We start from the raw sequence: 14,825 nt of genomic DNA on the forward strand, positions 1-14,825 counted from the left end.
CGGAGGACGCTATGCCTGCGCTTGTGCTTCTAAATTCCGATGCGCCCCGTCAATAAAGCGTTGGTGTTTGTGTGGGGGAGAGACTTCGAGGAATTCGGTCTCTTCCACAGCAACCCCCGTGTGTCCGGCCGGCAGATAAAATACATCGCCTGCTCGAAGCGTCTCCTCCTCGTCCGCATACTGGATCTTCAGGCGTCCTTTTACGACGTAGCCCCAATGCGGCGATGGACACAGGTCATTGGGCTGCCCCTTTAGCAATGGGCCAAAATCCGTGCCGGCGGGCACAGTCACCACAGCCACTCGCATGTCGTCCCAATCCACCCCTCGCACCGTCGCGTCGCCCGCTTCCAGCAAAATCGGTAGTTCACTTTTCGATGCACGCATAATCGTCCTCCGTAATAGCGTAAAATTATGGCATTGCTGCTGTGTGAGGCTACCACGCCACCCCTCTACAGCCGCGATCTTACAGCGTGCCCTCTCGTAATCGTACAGCGCTCTCCCCTGTAATAGGAGCCCCCCAGCCTGCTCACCCGGATCCAGAGGCCATCCCCATTCCACACCAGTTTCTGCAATCAATCCTCCCCGCTTCGCGTTATAGATACTTGAGTCCCCTCTCAAAACGAATACACTCCCATGTCCGGCACGCGCAAGTGGGCGAAGGTCAAGCGCAAGAAGCAGAAGCAGGACAAGCGCCAGTCGAAGATCTGGGCGAAATTGTCGCAGGAGATTGAGACGGCGGCCCGCGAGAGCGGGGGCGACCCGGACGCGAACGTGGCTCTCGCCCAGGCCATCGAGCGGGCCAAGGAGGAAGACATGGCCAAGGACACAATCGAACGGGCCATTAAGCGCGGCACCGGCGAACTGGAGGGCGAGGAAGTGACGTCTGTGACCTACGAGGGCTACGCGCCGCACGGCGTGGCCGTCTTCGTGGAGGCGCGAACGGACAACATCAACCGCACCGTCAAAGACCTCCGGAACCTGTTCAGTGATCACGGAGGCAACCTGGGCAAAGATGGGTCGGTGGCCTACCTGTTCGAACGAAAGGGCCGAATTGAGATTCCCACCGACGCGACCGACGAGATGTCCCTCTTCGAAACCGCGGTCGAGGCCGGTGCGGAGGACCTGAACGAGACAACAGACGCCTTCGTGGTCACGACACCTGTAGACGCCTTTTCCGACGTAGAGACGGCACTGGACGACGCGGGAATCGAAATCGGTGAATCAGAGCTTGTGCGTCTTCCCACCACAACCGTCGCTCTTGATCCGGATGAACGCGAGGAGGTTCAGACTCTCATTGACAAGATTGACGACCACAGGGACACAGAGGCCGTTTATACGACGCTTGAGGCGACTAATCGGGAATAGCGCCCTTTCGGTAGAGGCTCTCTGCCGTGCGCCGGCGGACGCGGACCGAAGGCAGGCACGGACGCTTGGACGCGTGGAAGAAAAGACACTTGAGCGAATCCGGAAACGAAGTCCCAAATCCCCACTTCACATTCCAAAATCCGAATGCGCATTCTTGGCATCGACCCCGGCTCCCGAGCCACCGGCTACGGCATCGTGAGCAGCACGGACGAAACCCTTATCGCAACGGACGTCATCCGACTTGACAATACCAGCGACCACCCCCAGCGGCTAAAGGAGATCTACGACCGGCTCACAGCAGTCATCTCGGAGTATGCCCCCGAGGCACTTTCAATCGAAATGCCCGTCTACGGCCAAAACCCACAGTCGATGCTTAAGCTGGGCCGAGCGCAGGCGGCCGCCATGATGGCGGGCCTCAATGCAGACATGCCCGTATCTCAGTACACCCCGAAAGAAATAAAGAAGTCCGTGACCGGCAACGGAAATGCCTCCAAAAAGCAGGTCCGTTTCATGGTGGCGTCGATTCTTGACCTAGAGGCAGACGCCCTCACGCACGACGCCGCCGATGCCCTCGCAACGGCCCTCTGCCACAACAACCGGGACGCTCACGGCGATTCCGATTCGTACACCGGCTGGGCAAGCTTCGTCGAGGCAAATCCCGACCGCATCTCGGAATGACGAGTTGCGAGTGTCGAAGAATGAACGGACGCTCTCATTCGACACTCGAACCTCGCAATTCGACACTGCTCAGTTTCGGTGATAGCCGCGCTCGCGATCGCGGACATTGATCACCTCTTTCACCTCCTCGACGTCGAGGCCACCTTCACTGAGTTCATCCGCTAGGCGGGCCATCTGCTCGGCCTTGTGGGGCGATTGTTGCCACTCCGGATGTGCCTGCTCGATGAGGCTGACGAGAATCCGGAGGTAGGGATAGCGCTCCTCCTTCGAGTCGATCTCGGCAATAGACTGGGCAAAGAGTTCGGCGTTTCGGCCGATCTGACGATCAACCATTCGGGAATCGTACCGCATGAGGGAAAACGGAAGATCAAAAAAATAGCGAATGACGGTGGGAAAGCACTATTAACGCGCACACTGCGGTGGAGTTGCCCACTGTCCGCGGTTCCGATTTCCAAATCTGTGTGGATCGTCCTCCCCTCGTCGCCCCTTCCATCTTGACCCGCCCCCCTGAAACTTGTAGCTTGCATGGCATCCTTCCCCATCGGGACGTACGAACGCAGAGGTGCTCGTTGATGACCCCACAGGTCCACGAACTCGGAGACGTCTCGGTCGTATTGATGATTGCAGCAGGAATTAGATTTGTCGCAGTTCTATGAGCACGTCCTCCAGCCAACGCTCCAGTTCGTACCGACTGGAAGTGCTCCCAGAAGTCCCCGCTTTCCACCGGGATGCCCTACGGAAGGGACGTCTCGAAAAGGGACAACTGGTCTACTATGGCCCGAAGCCCTCGTACTATGGCATCGGCGAAGTGAAGCGCGTGAACGGCTCCGACATTGCTGTGGATTTTCGGGGCACCGGCCACTTCGACGTGCATGAGGAAATTATTGAGCAGCGCTACCTCATCCGCATTCCCAACGAGAAAATGGCAGAGCTCTAGTGGTACGTCATGGATTCTGTCGGATAGAACACTGGCCTGTGGACTGTACTCAGACTGCTGAATGCCGTGTTCAGCACCCGTCCCCCTCAGTTTGACTGACCATTAGTGGTGCGTCACGTTTTCCATGTCGGGGAGAACAATGGCCGGCAGACTGTATTCAGGCCGCAGAATGGCGTATTCAACACAGCGTGTTCATTTCGGTATCCGACCGCTTCAACTTGACTGACCACTAGCGGCGTTTTTTCTGCCAGTTTGGGCATTTCTCTCTCGTCCGAGGACGCCCCTCGCGCAACTGATCTTCGGATGTACGCCTCACGCTTCACCAAATCTACACGTGTGAAGGGTCGTTTCCGTGTAAACCCTTTCCGCCCGTCCCGTGTCCGACCCGGGTGAGAAACAGAGGGATGCCAACTGGGTCCCCCTGATTCGCCTTCCCGTTTCTCCTGGACGCCTTGCTGACGCGTGCCCGACGCTCCCACTGCTCCCTCGTCGTCACTGAGCGCCGAAGAGTTGGTCGACCGCTACCATCGGCGGATCTATGCCCTTGCGCTCGACCTTACCGGCAATCACCACGACGCTGAGGACCTCTCACAAGAGGTGTTGATCAAGGCCTGCGAGTCTCTCGATTCGTATCGCGGAGACGCCAAGCCGTTTACGTGGCTGTACCGGATCGCGGTGAACACGTACCTGAATCGCACGCGGGGACGGACCCAACAAGCAACGACGCTTCAAGACGATTTTGAGCGGACGAGCGACGGGGTCGGCGCCCCGCCCACAACGGGCGAGCGTGCCGAACGACGTCAGATGCAGGATCACATTGAGGCGGCGCTGGAGGTGCTCTCCCCCCGTGAGCGAAGTGCCTTCGTGCTTAAACACGAACACGATCTGCGCATCAAGGATGTCGCAGCGTCGATGGACGTAGCGACGGGCACGGTGAAAAGCCTGCTCTATCGCGCCACTCGCAAGCTCCGCGATGAGCTGGCCTTTTATCGTGACCAGTTATGAGCGTGGCCCTACAACCACAACAGAACGCGAGAACGCCCCCCCCATACGCCCATCCCATCGCGTTTGAGACCGGGCAGACCGACGAAACGCCCTTTTCACGTCATGAGTGAGCATCATCAAAGGTATAGTGATCTGATGGTAGAGGCCCTCTACGGCGAAATTGAGCCGGAGGACCAACGCCGACTGGAAACGCACCTGGACGACTGTGAGGCGTGTGCACAGGAGTTTGCCGAGCTGCAGGACACCCTCGACGTGATGGCCCAACGCGAGCGGACAGAGCTGCCGGAAGCGTACTGGGACAGCTACTGTCGGCGTCTAGAGGAACGACGGGCCAAACGCGAACAAACGCCGATCGACCGGCTGCGGGTGTGGTGGCACTCGCTCCCTGTGCTTCTGCCACAAACGCGTGGGCAATGGGCCTTCCAGGGAGCGGTGGCCCTCGTCGTGCTCGCCGTGGGACTGTGGGGAGGACTCCGGGTGTCTCCCGGTGCACGGTCGCAAACGGCCGACGAAGCTCCGTCCTCCATTCTCAATCTCCGCCCGATCACGGAACCAACCAGTCCCCCCTACGAGACGGCGCAACCAATTCTGCGCGGCATCAACGACATCACGTTCGACGTCCAGGAAGGCACCGTGGCCATCCGGTACCGCACCACCAACCGTATTACCGTCCGCGGCCGCCCCACCGACCCTACGATCCGGCGCCTGCTGCGAGCAGCCCTCCTCGACAACAACAATCCGGCGTCGCAACTCCACGCGATGAAGACGGTCGAACGGTCCTCAATCGCCCCCGACGAGGATCTGGTGCAGGCCCTTACGTATCTGGTTCGCAAAGAACAAAACCCAAACCTGCAACTCCGCGCGCTGCGGTCACTTCGCGCCCTATACCGAGACACGTCGATGACCACTGATACCCGCAGCGTCCTCGTCAACCTACTGCTTGATACGAGCGCGTCGGAGGCACTTCGCGTAGAGGCGCTGCAGACGCTCAGGGCCACATCGTCGATGCCTGAGCCGAGCCTCCTGTATCCGGTACGAGACGACTCAAACGCGTACCTGCGCTATCAGGCCCGGGCCGCGCTTCAAGAGGTTCCCTCCTTCAACCGCTCATCTCTGGAAAACTGATTCCCTCTACCCGGGGGACGTATTTTTTTTCACTCAACCCGATATCCCCATGACGCTCCGATCCCGTTTTGCATTCTTGTTCGCACTCCTACTCATCCTGCCGGTGTCCGCTCCGGCCCAGCAGATTGAATCAACGAGCGGCGGCGTTACCGCTACCATCAACAAGACGTTCGCCGTCGAGCCCGGCGGCACACTCGACCTCCAGGCTCGCAACGGCAGCATCACCGTCACGGGCGGCGACCGCAGCGAGGTCGTCGTGGAAGAGACCATCCGGTTTGACGATGCCTCTCGCTCAGAAGCAAACGAGTTTCTCGAGGAATACCCAACGAGCTACGACGTCACGAACGGCACCGTGCGGATTCGTGGCCCTGAGGGCAATGGCAACGACTGGAGCTGGTGGGGCAATGCCAGCGACGACGTGCAGTACACCTACGTCGTGCAGGTGCCGCGCCAATTCAGCACAAAGCTCCAAACGAGCGGCGGATCCCTCTCGATCTCGAACCTGGAGGGCGAGATACAGGGCCAAACCGCGGGCGGCTCCGTCACCACCGAGCGCATCACTGGGAATGTGCAGGTGCGGACGGCGGGTGGGTCGCTCACCCTCCGCGACATTGACGGCCGCGTCCAGGGGGAAACGGCCGGCGGCTCTGTAGAGGTGACGACGGTCACCGGTCCAGCGAACGTGCGAACGGCCGGGGGCTCCATTCGGATCGAAAGCGTGGACGACAGCGTCTCGGCCGAAACGGCGGGCGGCTCAATTCACGTTGACGGAGTCGAGGGGGGACTGACGGCTCGAACGTCCGGCGGAGACATCATTGTACGCGGTGTGACACAGACAGTGGAGGCCAAAACGTCGGGTGGTGACATCGAGCTTGAAGACATCGGGGGACGCGTGGTCGTTAAAACCTCCGGGGGGGACATCATTGGTCGAGGGCTCCACGTAGCTGTTGATGCCCGGACCTCGGCCGGCGATATTGAGTTCCGAAACGTGCAGGCCAGCATCACGGCAAAGACCTCCGTCGGGGACGTGGTGGTGAAAAGTACCGCCGCAGAATATGCAGCCAACCCCGCCCTGCGCTTGCAAACCTCTCACGGCGACATTGAAGTCACGCTGTCCTCCGGTCTCCCCGCAACGATTCGAGCCAAGGTGGAGGGATACGGTGGCATCGGCAGGGACGAAATCCGGAGCGACGTGCCCCTCACGCGTGAAGGGGGCGACGGAGAACCGCTGCGGGCCACTGGGCAAATGAACGGTGGCGGCCCCACTATTGAGCTCGAAACCAGTGGGGGCAGTATTCACATTTGGACGAGTGACTCCTGATGGATCTTTCCCCGTCGCACTGTGCTGGACGCCCCAGCACAGTAATTTTCAGGGCAGTTCGTCATGAGAGACGAGTCATGAAGACTTTTGTACTCGAAAAACCAGAAGGAGGCAGGGGATGTGAGCGAGGATGTCGTTAAAGCGCGGGCCGGTTCTGAACGACCGACGGATCTAGGCGTCTATTCTGTGCTCCTTCGCCTTCTATTTTCAAACCGCCTCTTCCACCGTGGAAACGACCTCCCTGCCCGCCCTCGATCAAGATGTCTCGCGCGTTGGCCTCGGCACCTGGGCCATCGGGGGATGGCAGTGGGGCGGCACCGACGAGCGCCAGTCCATCGACACAATTCTCTCTGCCCTCGACCGCGGCATCAATCTGATCGACACCGCACCGGTCTACGGCTTCGGGCGATCCGAAGAGATCGTGGGGAAGGCCCTCAGCCAGTACGGCCAGCGCGAAGACGTGGTGCTGGCGACAAAAGTGGCCCTCGACTGGGACGAGGACGGATCCGTCGTGCGGCGCGCGACCCCCGAACGCATCCGTACCGAGATCACCGACTCCCTGGAGCGACTGCAAACGGACTACATCGACCTCTACCAAGTGCACTGGCCCGACCCGCTCGTGCCGGTAGACGAAGCGGCACGAGTCCTCCGCGAACTTCGAGACGAGGGGCTGATCCGTGCCATCGGGGTAAGCAACTTTTCTCCGTCCCAGATGGACACCTTTCGCCGGGCGGCCCCTCTGGCCACCTGCCAACCCCCGTACAACCTCTTCGAGCGGCACGCCGAGGACGGCGTCCTTCCCTACTGCCTGCAAGAAGACATCGGGCTCCTCACGTACGGCGCCCTCTGCCGCGGACTGCTGAGCGGCACGATGTCGAAGGATCGCTCGTTCGAGGGGGACGACCTGCGGCAGACGGATCCGAAGTTTCAGGAGCCGCTGTTCGACCAGTACCTCACGGCCGTGGACCGGCTCGACCAATTCGCGCAGGAGCACTATGGGCGCCGGGTGATCCACCTCGCGGTGCGCTGGATTCTGGATCAAGGGGTGAACGTTGCCCTCTGGGGCGCCCGGGAGCCCGCTCAGCTCGATCCGGTCGATGGCATAGACGACTGGTCACTCACCGACGAGGACCTGGACGAGATCGACCGGATCCTCGACGAGACCGTCGACGCGTTCCCGGCGCCTGACTTTATGGCCCCGCCGGTCCGGAACGAGGCTACGACTTGAAGAGCGCCTTCAACACGAACCACACGTTTTCCTTCTTCTCCCGAAGGCGCCGCGAGAAGTACGGAAACCACTCCGTGCCGTAGGGAACGTACACCATCATGTTGTACCCGTCCTCGACCATCTCTCGCTGCGTCTCCCGCCGGAGGCCGTAGAGCATCTGAAACTCGAAGGTCTCCGGCTCAATGTCGTTGCGATCGGCGAACGACTTCGTAGCGTCAATGATCTGGTCGTCGTGCGTGGCGATGCCGGAGTACTCGGTGTGCTGAAGCAGTCGCTCCATGTAGTCCACATACCGCTCTCGAATCCGACTCATATCCTGAAAGGCAATGGCCTTCGGCTCCGCGTATGCGCCCTTGCAGAGGCGCACGCTGGCCCCGAGTTCGCACATGCGATCGATGTCGCGATCCGTGCGACGGAGCATGGCTTGAAGAACGGGCCCCACGTGGTTGGGGAAGTCGTCGTAGGCCGCTTCAAACAGGTCGAGCGTGGACTCCGTGAGGTCACTTCCTTCCATGTCCAGCCGCACGAAAATGTCGTTCCGGGCAGCCACTTCCAACAGCTGCCGGAGATTGTCGAGACAAAAATCCTCGTCGATGAGCTGCCCCATCATGGAGAGTTTGATGGAGATACGGTTGCGCAGATCGTTGTTCGTTCGATCAGCGAGGGTATGCACGAGATCGATATACGTATCCCGAGCCGCTTCGGCAACCTCACGGTCGTAGACGTGCTCCCCGAGTTTATCAAGGGCAACGTGTAATCCGTCCGAGTTGAGTTCGTCGAGAACCGGAAGAGCTGCATCGAGCGTTTCGCCAGCCACAAACCGACTGGCGAGGAAAAATGGAAGCTTCATGCCAGAAAAGAGATCGACGTGAGTGAAAGCGCTACCAACCACGTCAACATCCAGCACGCGAAGATGTTGACCAATTTACGTTTCGTTTCGGCTTAGAATGGCGGGGATTGACCCAGGGGGATGCCCCGCGGGTCGCCCGTTCACACGCTGGTGTCTCGTCTTCGCAAGCCCTTACCGACACATCCGGCGTCTCCCAAATGGATCGCGCTGAATCCCCGAACGGCGACCCAATTTCCGGAACTAACGGAAATTAATCAGAAAAGCCAGATGCGCATCCCGCGTCGAAGCCCGGCCAGTCAACGAAGAATGAGCCACTTATCCACAACAGACTAACGCCTTTTTCCAGCGGTTTGAAATAACGGAAATACAGCCATGAGGCAGCCGAACCGGGTTATCAGCGTACCTCCGGCCTATTGGCTCTGTTATTGGGAACGTGAATCAAACCCCAAGAATTGTTGGAGATGTTATCCACAATACAATCCACATCCGGTCCAATCTCATCGAGAACAATAACGGATATTTAGCGCAGGGGGAATTCTCGTGAGGGTCGGAGGTACGGGTGGAAGAGATGAACGCTCACCGGCGGTTCCGTGTACGAATTCCATACGGAGGACAGGGGATGCGGGAACGCCTCGGAATCCTGTAGGATGCAGCGACGTAAATGTATTCCTACTCAGAAGGAGCGCTCTATCCTTCCGTGTTCTGTCTTCACGCATCCCGGATTCTCATGCCCGACGAAAGTAGTGCTTATCCCGAGCCCAGCGACTTCGAGGTCATGCGGCCCACCTATCACGAAAACGACGATGGATTCGTGACGGCCCGCATTTCGATTTCGCCGTTCAGTGTGGAAGGCGAAAGCTCAACGAAGGCCGGTGCACGACGCGCAGCACTCTACGAGGCCCGGAAAACGTATGCCTCTTACCACCCAAACTACGATGAGGAAAATCCTTTTCCGGAGCACTTCATCGATCGGCAGGGCACGGAGTGGGAGCTTCTTCCTCCGTTCGAGCGCAGCACGTACGGCGACTACCGGTTCACCGACGACCTCGGCGAAGAGGACTACGTTGACATCGAAACGATGCTGATGTGGGACGTACGTCCGGACGAGATTATCGAAGACGACGCGTAACGAATCGGCCCTGCTCAATCGGGGCAATCGGTCCAGCGAATGCTGAGCACACGGAGGAGCGAAGAGTCCTGTGTGGATCCTCCCTGGACGATATATCCGTTATTGTTCCACCCTTCACGGGAGCGTGACGATCCAGAAACAGCGGTGATTTTGCGCCGCGTGTGGACAGAATGTGGAAAGAAGCGCTTGATACTCCCTTGGTGTCGCTGTATTTAGTTGATCAGCGTTCCGGTGCTGTCCGGGTCGGCAAAAGTGTACCCTCGCGTTCACTGGCGTCCATCTCCGTTTTTGGTGTCCCCCGTCGTTTGAGAAACGGATCTCAATGAGTGGGACGTGTCTCTCCACGAGACGGCTCCGTTGGACACGGTCGCATCGATTCCGGTATCGGCACGCTTCTGAACGGCTCTCAGATTCCATCAAATTCCCGGATTTGCGCTCCGGGTCCTTCGCGGTACGTAGGGCGCCCGAAGATACTTGCAGTCTCTCGGTCACACAACACGAACCTCGGCAATATGTCCCAATCCCCTCCCTCCTCGGCGAACGCCTCTTCCGAATCCGCTCCCCCCGAGACCGCACCGCCGGCCTCTAATGGACGGGGCGACGGCGCTGTCCGTATGGCCCCCGCCGCCGACGTGCCCGATGGACAGTTTCAGCTCGACCAGAGCGACCGCATCGACGACGATCGCACGAACGCGGACATCTTTGAAACGGCCATCTCGGAGGAGGTCTACGAGCAAAATTATCAGTACGGCACCGACACGCACGTGCCGGATACGTGGTATCGGAATGCCCGCTACCTCGCCTCCGTCGAGAAAGATGAGGCCCGCTGGACGAAACGCTTCTACCAGCTGCTCAGCGGGGACGGTCTGTCGACCGGCCCTTTTCCCTTCACCCCTGGCGGTCGCATCTTCGCCAACGCCGGCACCTCGCTCGGCAAAGCAACGCTGATCAACTGCTTCGTCTCTGGCTTTCAGGGGTACGACCAGGACTCGATGGACGAGATCCAGGCGGAGCTGACCCGGCAGGCCAAGATCCTGGCGAGTGAGGGCGGATACGGCTTCTGTGCACACGTCATGCGCCCCCGCGGCTCTCGCATCGGTGGCGTCGGATCGATGACGCCGGGGGCGGTACAGATGCTGGACGTGTGGAACGAGCAGGCCGCGACCATCGTCGCCGGCTCCGGCATGCAGTCCGACCGTGACGACGTGAAGGACAAAATCCGGAAGGGCGCTCAGATGGTCACGATGGGCGTGTGGCACCCGGACATCGTCGAGTTTATCAAGGCGAAGCAGGAGCCGGGACGCCTGCACAAATTCAACATGTCGGTGCTCGTCAACGACGAGTTCATGGAGGCGGTGAAGAACGATGACACGTGGGCCCTCCGCTTTCCCGACTTTGAGAACGAGAAGGAGTTCTACAAAGAGCATTGGAACGGCAACCTGCAGGAGTACAAGGCCAAGGGAGGAACCGTAAACGTGTGGCGCGATCCCGCTACCGGCGAGAAGGCGATCTATGACGCGCGGGAAATCTGGGATCTGATCATGGATTCCACCTACAACAGAAACGAGCCCGGCGTCATCTTCGTCGACACCATCAACCGGGAAAACAACCTCCAGTACGCCGAGCACATCAATGCCACGAACCCGTGTGGCGAGCAGGTGCTGCCGGTCGGCGGCGTATGCCTGCTGGGCAACTTCAACCTGACGCAGTTTGTCGATCAGGACGCGGGGGAAATCGACTACGACCTGCTCGATGAGCTTATCCCGCGGGCGGTTCGCTTCCTCGACAATGTGAACGACCTCTCGTACGTCCCCCTAGAGGAGCAACGCCGCAACCTGCAAGAGAAGCGCCGCATCGGCCTCGGCCACTTCGGCGACGGCTCGGCACTCATGATGATGAAGAAGCGCTACGGGTCGGAGGACGGCGTGAAGGTCATGCGCGAGTTTCAGCAGCACCTGGCCAACAAGGCCTACCAGGCCAGTGCGCGATTGGCGGAAGAGAAGGGCGCGTTCCCGCTCTTCGACAAGGACGAGTACCTGTCCAGCCCGTTCGTGCAGCGCCTCTCCGACGAAACGCGCGAGATGATTGGCGACCTCGGCCTGCGCAACTCGCACCTCCTCTCAATCCAGCCAACGGGCAACACCTCGACCCTGGCCAACGCGCCGTCGAGTGGCATCGAGCCGGTGTTCATGCACAGCTACATCCGCACCGCCGAGCAGCCCGCCCTGCCCGACGAGCTGACCGCTCCGGAGATGTCCCCACGGGCCTACTCGGCCGGCGATACCGTGGACGCCGATGGCACCACCTGGAGCGCCGAGGAGCACGGCGACGAGGTGGTGCTCCGCTGTGCCGACGACGGCTACACGCAGTGGCAGATCCACCCGACGCGCGGCATCTGTAAAGATGAGAAGGTAGAGGATTACGCCGTGCGCCACATGAAGGATCGGGGCGAATGGGACCCCGAAGCCGACTGGGCCGTCACGACCCGCGACCTCGACGTCGACGATCATCTGCGCCAGATGGAGGCCCTCGCGCCCTTCATCGACTCCTCGATGTCCAAAACGGTAAATGTGCCGCAGGACTACCCCTTCGAGGAGTTTAAAAGCCTCTATCAGAAGGCCTGGGAGACCGGCTCCATCAAGGGCGTGACCACCTACCGCGCCGGTACCATGAGCGCCGTTCTCTCCGGCGACGACGAGGACGAAAACAACACCGTGCCGCGCACGGAGGCCCCAGACCGGCCGGACGAACTGCCGTGTGCCATCCATCGCGTCCGCTACCGCGGCGATCACTGGACGATTCTCGTGGGCTTCCTCGAAGAGGACCCCTACGAGGTCTTTGCATTCACGGCCGACGGCGAAGCCCCGCTCTTCGGTGAGCCGCAGGATCGGATCGACGAGGGCGTCATCCGGAAAAATGAAAGCCGGCACTACTCGCTCCTTACCCCCGAGGGCGACGTCGTGATCGACGACATCACGAGCAACATGCCCTCCGATGAGGTCCGCGTCGAAACCCGACTGGTCTCGACGGCCCTCCGCCACGGCTCGAAGGTGGACTTCCTCGTCGAGCAGTTGAAGAAGGCCGAAGGCTCGATTGCGTCCTTCGGACGCGCGATGGCGAAGGCCCTCACGGCCCACGCCGACGACCACGAGGTCACTTGTGACAAGTGCGGATCCTCCAACGTACGCCACGTTGAGGGCTGCATGCAGTGCGCCGACTGCGGCCACTCACGGTGCAGCTAGACATCTGAAGGTGTGCTGAGAACGAGGCGATCGCTCCCGAACCCGGGACCTGCCTTGGCACATCGTCGCGGACGGCAGCCTGCACTTGGCTTCTTCCCTGACAATCTCAGTCCCTTCGTTCGGGGCGCACTCTAAAAGCACTTCTTCTCTTCGTTCGGGGCGCCGCTGGGACACAGCGGTGCCTCGAACGTTTTGAGGGCCGTTTCTCATTTCTCTCTGCCGTGTCGCCTGCCAGAGTCCTGAACTCGTCGATACAGGGTCTACGCGACAGACGCCGATCGCTCCGACGCCGCTGACGGACGCCGGAGGGAAGTTCGGAGGTATTCGCCCCCCAGCTGTCGTTCCAGTGCGTCGAGAAGGAAGGTAGCCATCTCCTGTGTAAGCCGCGGCGCGTGAGAACTGGGAAGAGATGAGGACTCCGAGAGACAATAGGAAAACCCCTGCGAGGGACCGCCCTCAATTGTCCCCTGAATGTCGTACATGTTGCCGCCAAAGTGGCGAACGGCAAATGCTGCGTCCAGCACCAGCCGGCCGGCCTGTTCGATCTGAAGCCGCACGTCCGGAAACGATGAGTCCGCTCCCTCTACTGTGCATCGCAGCGAAATAGGGCGTCCGTACCGCTGCGTACAGAGGCGGCTAAAGACCGCGCGAAGGTTGTCGGCAAGCCCCTCAACAATCTGAACAACTGGAACGAGCTGAGACATGGAGGTCTGAGCAAAAGTGAAAGCCTGTACTTTGACTGCTTCACTACGTCGTACGCCCCCCGTCAATCTCCGGTCGTTCGGACTGGTGCATTGTACCCTCATTCAAGGGCGCCACTTCCCCGTCTCCATGCAACGAACAGAGTACCGAGGAAGGTAAAGTCGGCGCACTACTGATATGCGCCGCCGCCTTCTTCATCTGTGTCGTTGGGGTGGAAGTACGCTGCCCTCCCTGCCAAAACCGGCCCTTCGGACCCACCGTTGGCACTCAGGGGAATCTCATAGGCTGTACGAAGACGTGAGATCGCCCTGAACATACTGTCGCAGGCAGTGATTTTTACGGATACGGCAGGCCGTCTACGCCACCACCTGGGTACGGAGGACCTGTTTGCCGAGCCGCTGCTCTACCTCATCGAGGATCCGTTCGGCGATCTTCTTTCCCAGGTAGGGCGCAATAGAAAGAGACGAACCCGATGTGTCCGGTTCGCTGTAGGTGAAGCGCCGTACCGGTCCCTCTTCCACTTGCATACCAATGTCGTATACATTTCCCCCCACGTGACTAATCGTCACATGGATCTGAAGGGAAATTGCGTCTGTCCCCTCTAGGCGAAAAGAGACACAATTCGACGTGTCGGCATCCTCAATACGTCGAAGGCTGAGGGGCGCCCCGTACCGTTCTGGACACACCTCATTGAACGCCTGCTTTAAGCTCTTGGTGAGAACATCTGTAATTTGACGGAAGGAGTCAGGAGAATCGGCTTGCATGGCAACAGCACCTCGGAAAGTGTTATAGGGACTTCGGCACGCACGCGGCATTGTTTGTAAAATTTAACAATACCACGGCAAAACCTCGAATTCCTCCGGTTGCAATAGCAGTATTTTTCGAGGAGACGAGACACGAATGCCATCTCCGAAGGATCGATGTGCATCTGAAAGCCTCAGCCAAAACGGACGTCCGTCACGAGACGCGCCTCGTGCCCCTCGTTCCGAAACGCTTCCAGCAAATGCATAACCATCCTCGGCATCTGGTATGAGCTTCCTCATCGGCGTCCTCGGGAGAAAACTGACACCAGATCTCTCAGTCACCTACATCCAACGACCGGTCTCATACGGGTACCCTGCAGTTTTCATTGTAACCCTCAGAAAGTAAACGAGCCGACAAGAGCGGTCTCACCTCCTTGTAGGAAAATGGATTAATGATTGGTAGGGGACATCGTACTCGGCTCGTTGGAAATGACCCGGTA

At 59.7% G+C, this 14,825-nt stretch carries 14 protein-coding genes; 9 read left to right on the forward strand and 5 right to left on the reverse strand.

The window, feature by feature from the left end:
- Positions 1 to 9: 9 nt before the first annotated feature.
- The gene (locus tag BSZ35_RS08535) at positions 10 to 384 is read right to left on the reverse strand and encodes a cupin domain-containing protein (protein ID WP_105012035.1); all 375 of its coding nucleotides are present in this window, start codon (positions 382 to 384) and stop codon (positions 10 to 12) included.
- A gap of 249 nt (positions 385 to 633) precedes the next feature.
- On the opposite strand from BSZ35_RS08535, the gene BSZ35_RS08540 reads away from it, so the two are divergent.
- Positions 634 to 1,365 (forward strand): YebC/PmpR family DNA-binding transcriptional regulator, encoded by a 732-nt coding sequence (locus BSZ35_RS08540; protein ID WP_105012036.1) that lies wholly within the window; start codon positions 634 to 636, stop codon positions 1,363 to 1,365.
- A gap of 144 nt (positions 1,366 to 1,509) precedes the next feature.
- Positions 1,510 to 2,043 (forward strand): crossover junction endodeoxyribonuclease RuvC, encoded by a 534-nt coding sequence (gene ruvC, locus BSZ35_RS08545; protein WP_105012037.1) that lies wholly within the window; start codon positions 1,510 to 1,512, stop codon positions 2,041 to 2,043.
- Between the two features lie 69 nt (positions 2,044 to 2,112).
- On the opposite strand, the gene BSZ35_RS08550 is transcribed toward ruvC, so the two are convergent.
- Positions 2,113 to 2,394, reverse strand: a complete 282-nt coding sequence (locus BSZ35_RS08550) for a DUF4290 domain-containing protein (protein ID WP_105012038.1) — start codon at positions 2,392 to 2,394, stop codon at positions 2,113 to 2,115.
- A 301-nt stretch (positions 2,395 to 2,695) separates the two neighbouring features.
- Here BSZ35_RS08550 and BSZ35_RS08555 point away from each other — a divergent pair, with 301 nt between their 5' ends.
- From BSZ35_RS08555 to BSZ35_RS08575, 5 genes are all read left to right on the forward strand, one after another.
- Positions 2,696 to 2,980, forward strand: coding sequence for a hypothetical protein (locus BSZ35_RS08555; protein ID WP_105012039.1), 285 nt, complete (start codon positions 2,696 to 2,698; stop codon positions 2,978 to 2,980).
- Between the two features lie 462 nt (positions 2,981 to 3,442).
- Positions 3,443 to 3,985, forward strand: a complete 543-nt coding sequence (locus BSZ35_RS08560) for an RNA polymerase sigma factor (protein WP_105012040.1) — start codon at positions 3,443 to 3,445, stop codon at positions 3,983 to 3,985.
- 102 nt (positions 3,986 to 4,087) lie between these two features.
- Positions 4,088 to 5,110, forward strand: coding sequence for a zf-HC2 domain-containing protein (locus BSZ35_RS08565; RefSeq protein WP_105012041.1), 1,023 nt, complete (start codon positions 4,088 to 4,090; stop codon positions 5,108 to 5,110).
- Between the two features lie 49 nt (positions 5,111 to 5,159).
- Positions 5,160 to 6,431 (forward strand): DUF4097 family beta strand repeat-containing protein, encoded by a 1,272-nt coding sequence (locus BSZ35_RS08570; RefSeq protein ID WP_105012042.1) that lies wholly within the window; start codon positions 5,160 to 5,162, stop codon positions 6,429 to 6,431.
- A 226-nt stretch (positions 6,432 to 6,657) separates the two neighbouring features.
- Positions 6,658 to 7,659, forward strand: a complete 1,002-nt coding sequence (locus BSZ35_RS08575; protein ID WP_105012043.1) for an aldo/keto reductase — start codon at positions 6,658 to 6,660, stop codon at positions 7,657 to 7,659.
- On the opposite strand, the gene BSZ35_RS08580 is transcribed toward BSZ35_RS08575, so the two are convergent.
- Positions 7,649 to 8,509, reverse strand: a complete 861-nt coding sequence (locus BSZ35_RS08580; protein WP_105012044.1) for a proline dehydrogenase family protein — start codon at positions 8,507 to 8,509, stop codon at positions 7,649 to 7,651. The genes BSZ35_RS08575 and BSZ35_RS08580 overlap by 11 nt on opposite strands.
- 727 nt (positions 8,510 to 9,236) lie before the next feature.
- Here BSZ35_RS08580 and BSZ35_RS08585 point away from each other — a divergent pair.
- Together BSZ35_RS08585 and BSZ35_RS08590 are read left to right on the forward strand one after the other, a co-directional pair.
- Positions 9,237 to 9,638, forward strand: coding sequence for a hypothetical protein (locus BSZ35_RS08585; RefSeq protein WP_105013790.1), 402 nt, complete (start codon positions 9,237 to 9,239; stop codon positions 9,636 to 9,638).
- 512 nt (positions 9,639 to 10,150) lie between these two features.
- Positions 10,151 to 12,880 (forward strand): adenosylcobalamin-dependent ribonucleoside-diphosphate reductase, encoded by a 2,730-nt coding sequence (locus BSZ35_RS08590; protein ID WP_105012045.1) that lies wholly within the window; start codon positions 10,151 to 10,153, stop codon positions 12,878 to 12,880.
- A 260-nt stretch (positions 12,881 to 13,140) separates the two neighbouring features.
- On the opposite strand, the gene BSZ35_RS08595 is transcribed toward BSZ35_RS08590, so the two are convergent.
- The gene (locus tag BSZ35_RS08595; protein WP_105012046.1) at positions 13,141 to 13,584 is read right to left on the reverse strand and encodes a hypothetical protein; all 444 of its coding nucleotides are present in this window, start codon (positions 13,582 to 13,584) and stop codon (positions 13,141 to 13,143) included.
- Between the two features lie 354 nt (positions 13,585 to 13,938).
- Positions 13,939 to 14,346 carry a hypothetical protein gene (locus tag BSZ35_RS08600; protein ID WP_105012047.1) on the reverse strand — a complete coding sequence of 136 codons (408 nt, stop codon included), beginning with the start codon at positions 14,344 to 14,346 and terminating at the stop codon, positions 13,939 to 13,941.
- Positions 14,347 to 14,825 lie beyond the last annotated feature (479 nt).

This window comes from Salinibacter sp. 10B (assembly GCF_002954405.1).
Taxonomy (GTDB): Bacteria; Bacteroidota; Rhodothermia; order Rhodothermales; family Salinibacteraceae; genus Salinibacter.

Excerpts from the sequence above, each read along its gene's own strand:
- ruvC (WP_105012037.1), top strand. The coding sequence starts at position 1,510 with ATGCGCATTCTTGGCATCGACCCCGGCTCCCGAGCCACCGGCTACGGC.
- BSZ35_RS08585 (WP_105013790.1), top strand. The coding sequence starts at position 9,237 with ATGCCCGACGAAAGTAGTGCTTATCCCGAGCCCAGCGACTTCGAGGTC.
- BSZ35_RS08550 (WP_105012038.1), bottom strand. The coding sequence starts at position 2,394 with ATGCGGTACGATTCCCGAATGGTTGATCGTCAGATCGGCCGAAACGCC.
- BSZ35_RS08555 (WP_105012039.1), top strand. The coding sequence starts at position 2,696 with ATGAGCACGTCCTCCAGCCAACGCTCCAGTTCGTACCGACTGGAAGTG.
- BSZ35_RS08595 (WP_105012046.1), bottom strand. The coding sequence starts at position 13,584 with ATGTCTCAGCTCGTTCCAGTTGTTCAGATTGTTGAGGGGCTTGCCGAC.
- BSZ35_RS08580 (WP_105012044.1), bottom strand. The coding sequence starts at position 8,509 with ATGAAGCTTCCATTTTTCCTCGCCAGTCGGTTTGTGGCTGGCGAAACG.
- BSZ35_RS08565 (WP_105012041.1), top strand. The coding sequence starts at position 4,088 with ATGAGTGAGCATCATCAAAGGTATAGTGATCTGATGGTAGAGGCCCTC.
- BSZ35_RS08570 (WP_105012042.1), top strand. The coding sequence starts at position 5,160 with ATGACGCTCCGATCCCGTTTTGCATTCTTGTTCGCACTCCTACTCATC.
- BSZ35_RS08600 (WP_105012047.1), bottom strand. The coding sequence starts at position 14,346 with ATGCAAGCCGATTCTCCTGACTCCTTCCGTCAAATTACAGATGTTCTC.
- BSZ35_RS08590 (WP_105012045.1), top strand. The coding sequence starts at position 10,151 with ATGTCCCAATCCCCTCCCTCCTCGGCGAACGCCTCTTCCGAATCCGCT.
- BSZ35_RS08540 (WP_105012036.1), top strand. The coding sequence starts at position 634 with ATGTCCGGCACGCGCAAGTGGGCGAAGGTCAAGCGCAAGAAGCAGAAG.
- BSZ35_RS08535 (WP_105012035.1), bottom strand. The coding sequence starts at position 384 with ATGCGTGCATCGAAAAGTGAACTACCGATTTTGCTGGAAGCGGGCGAC.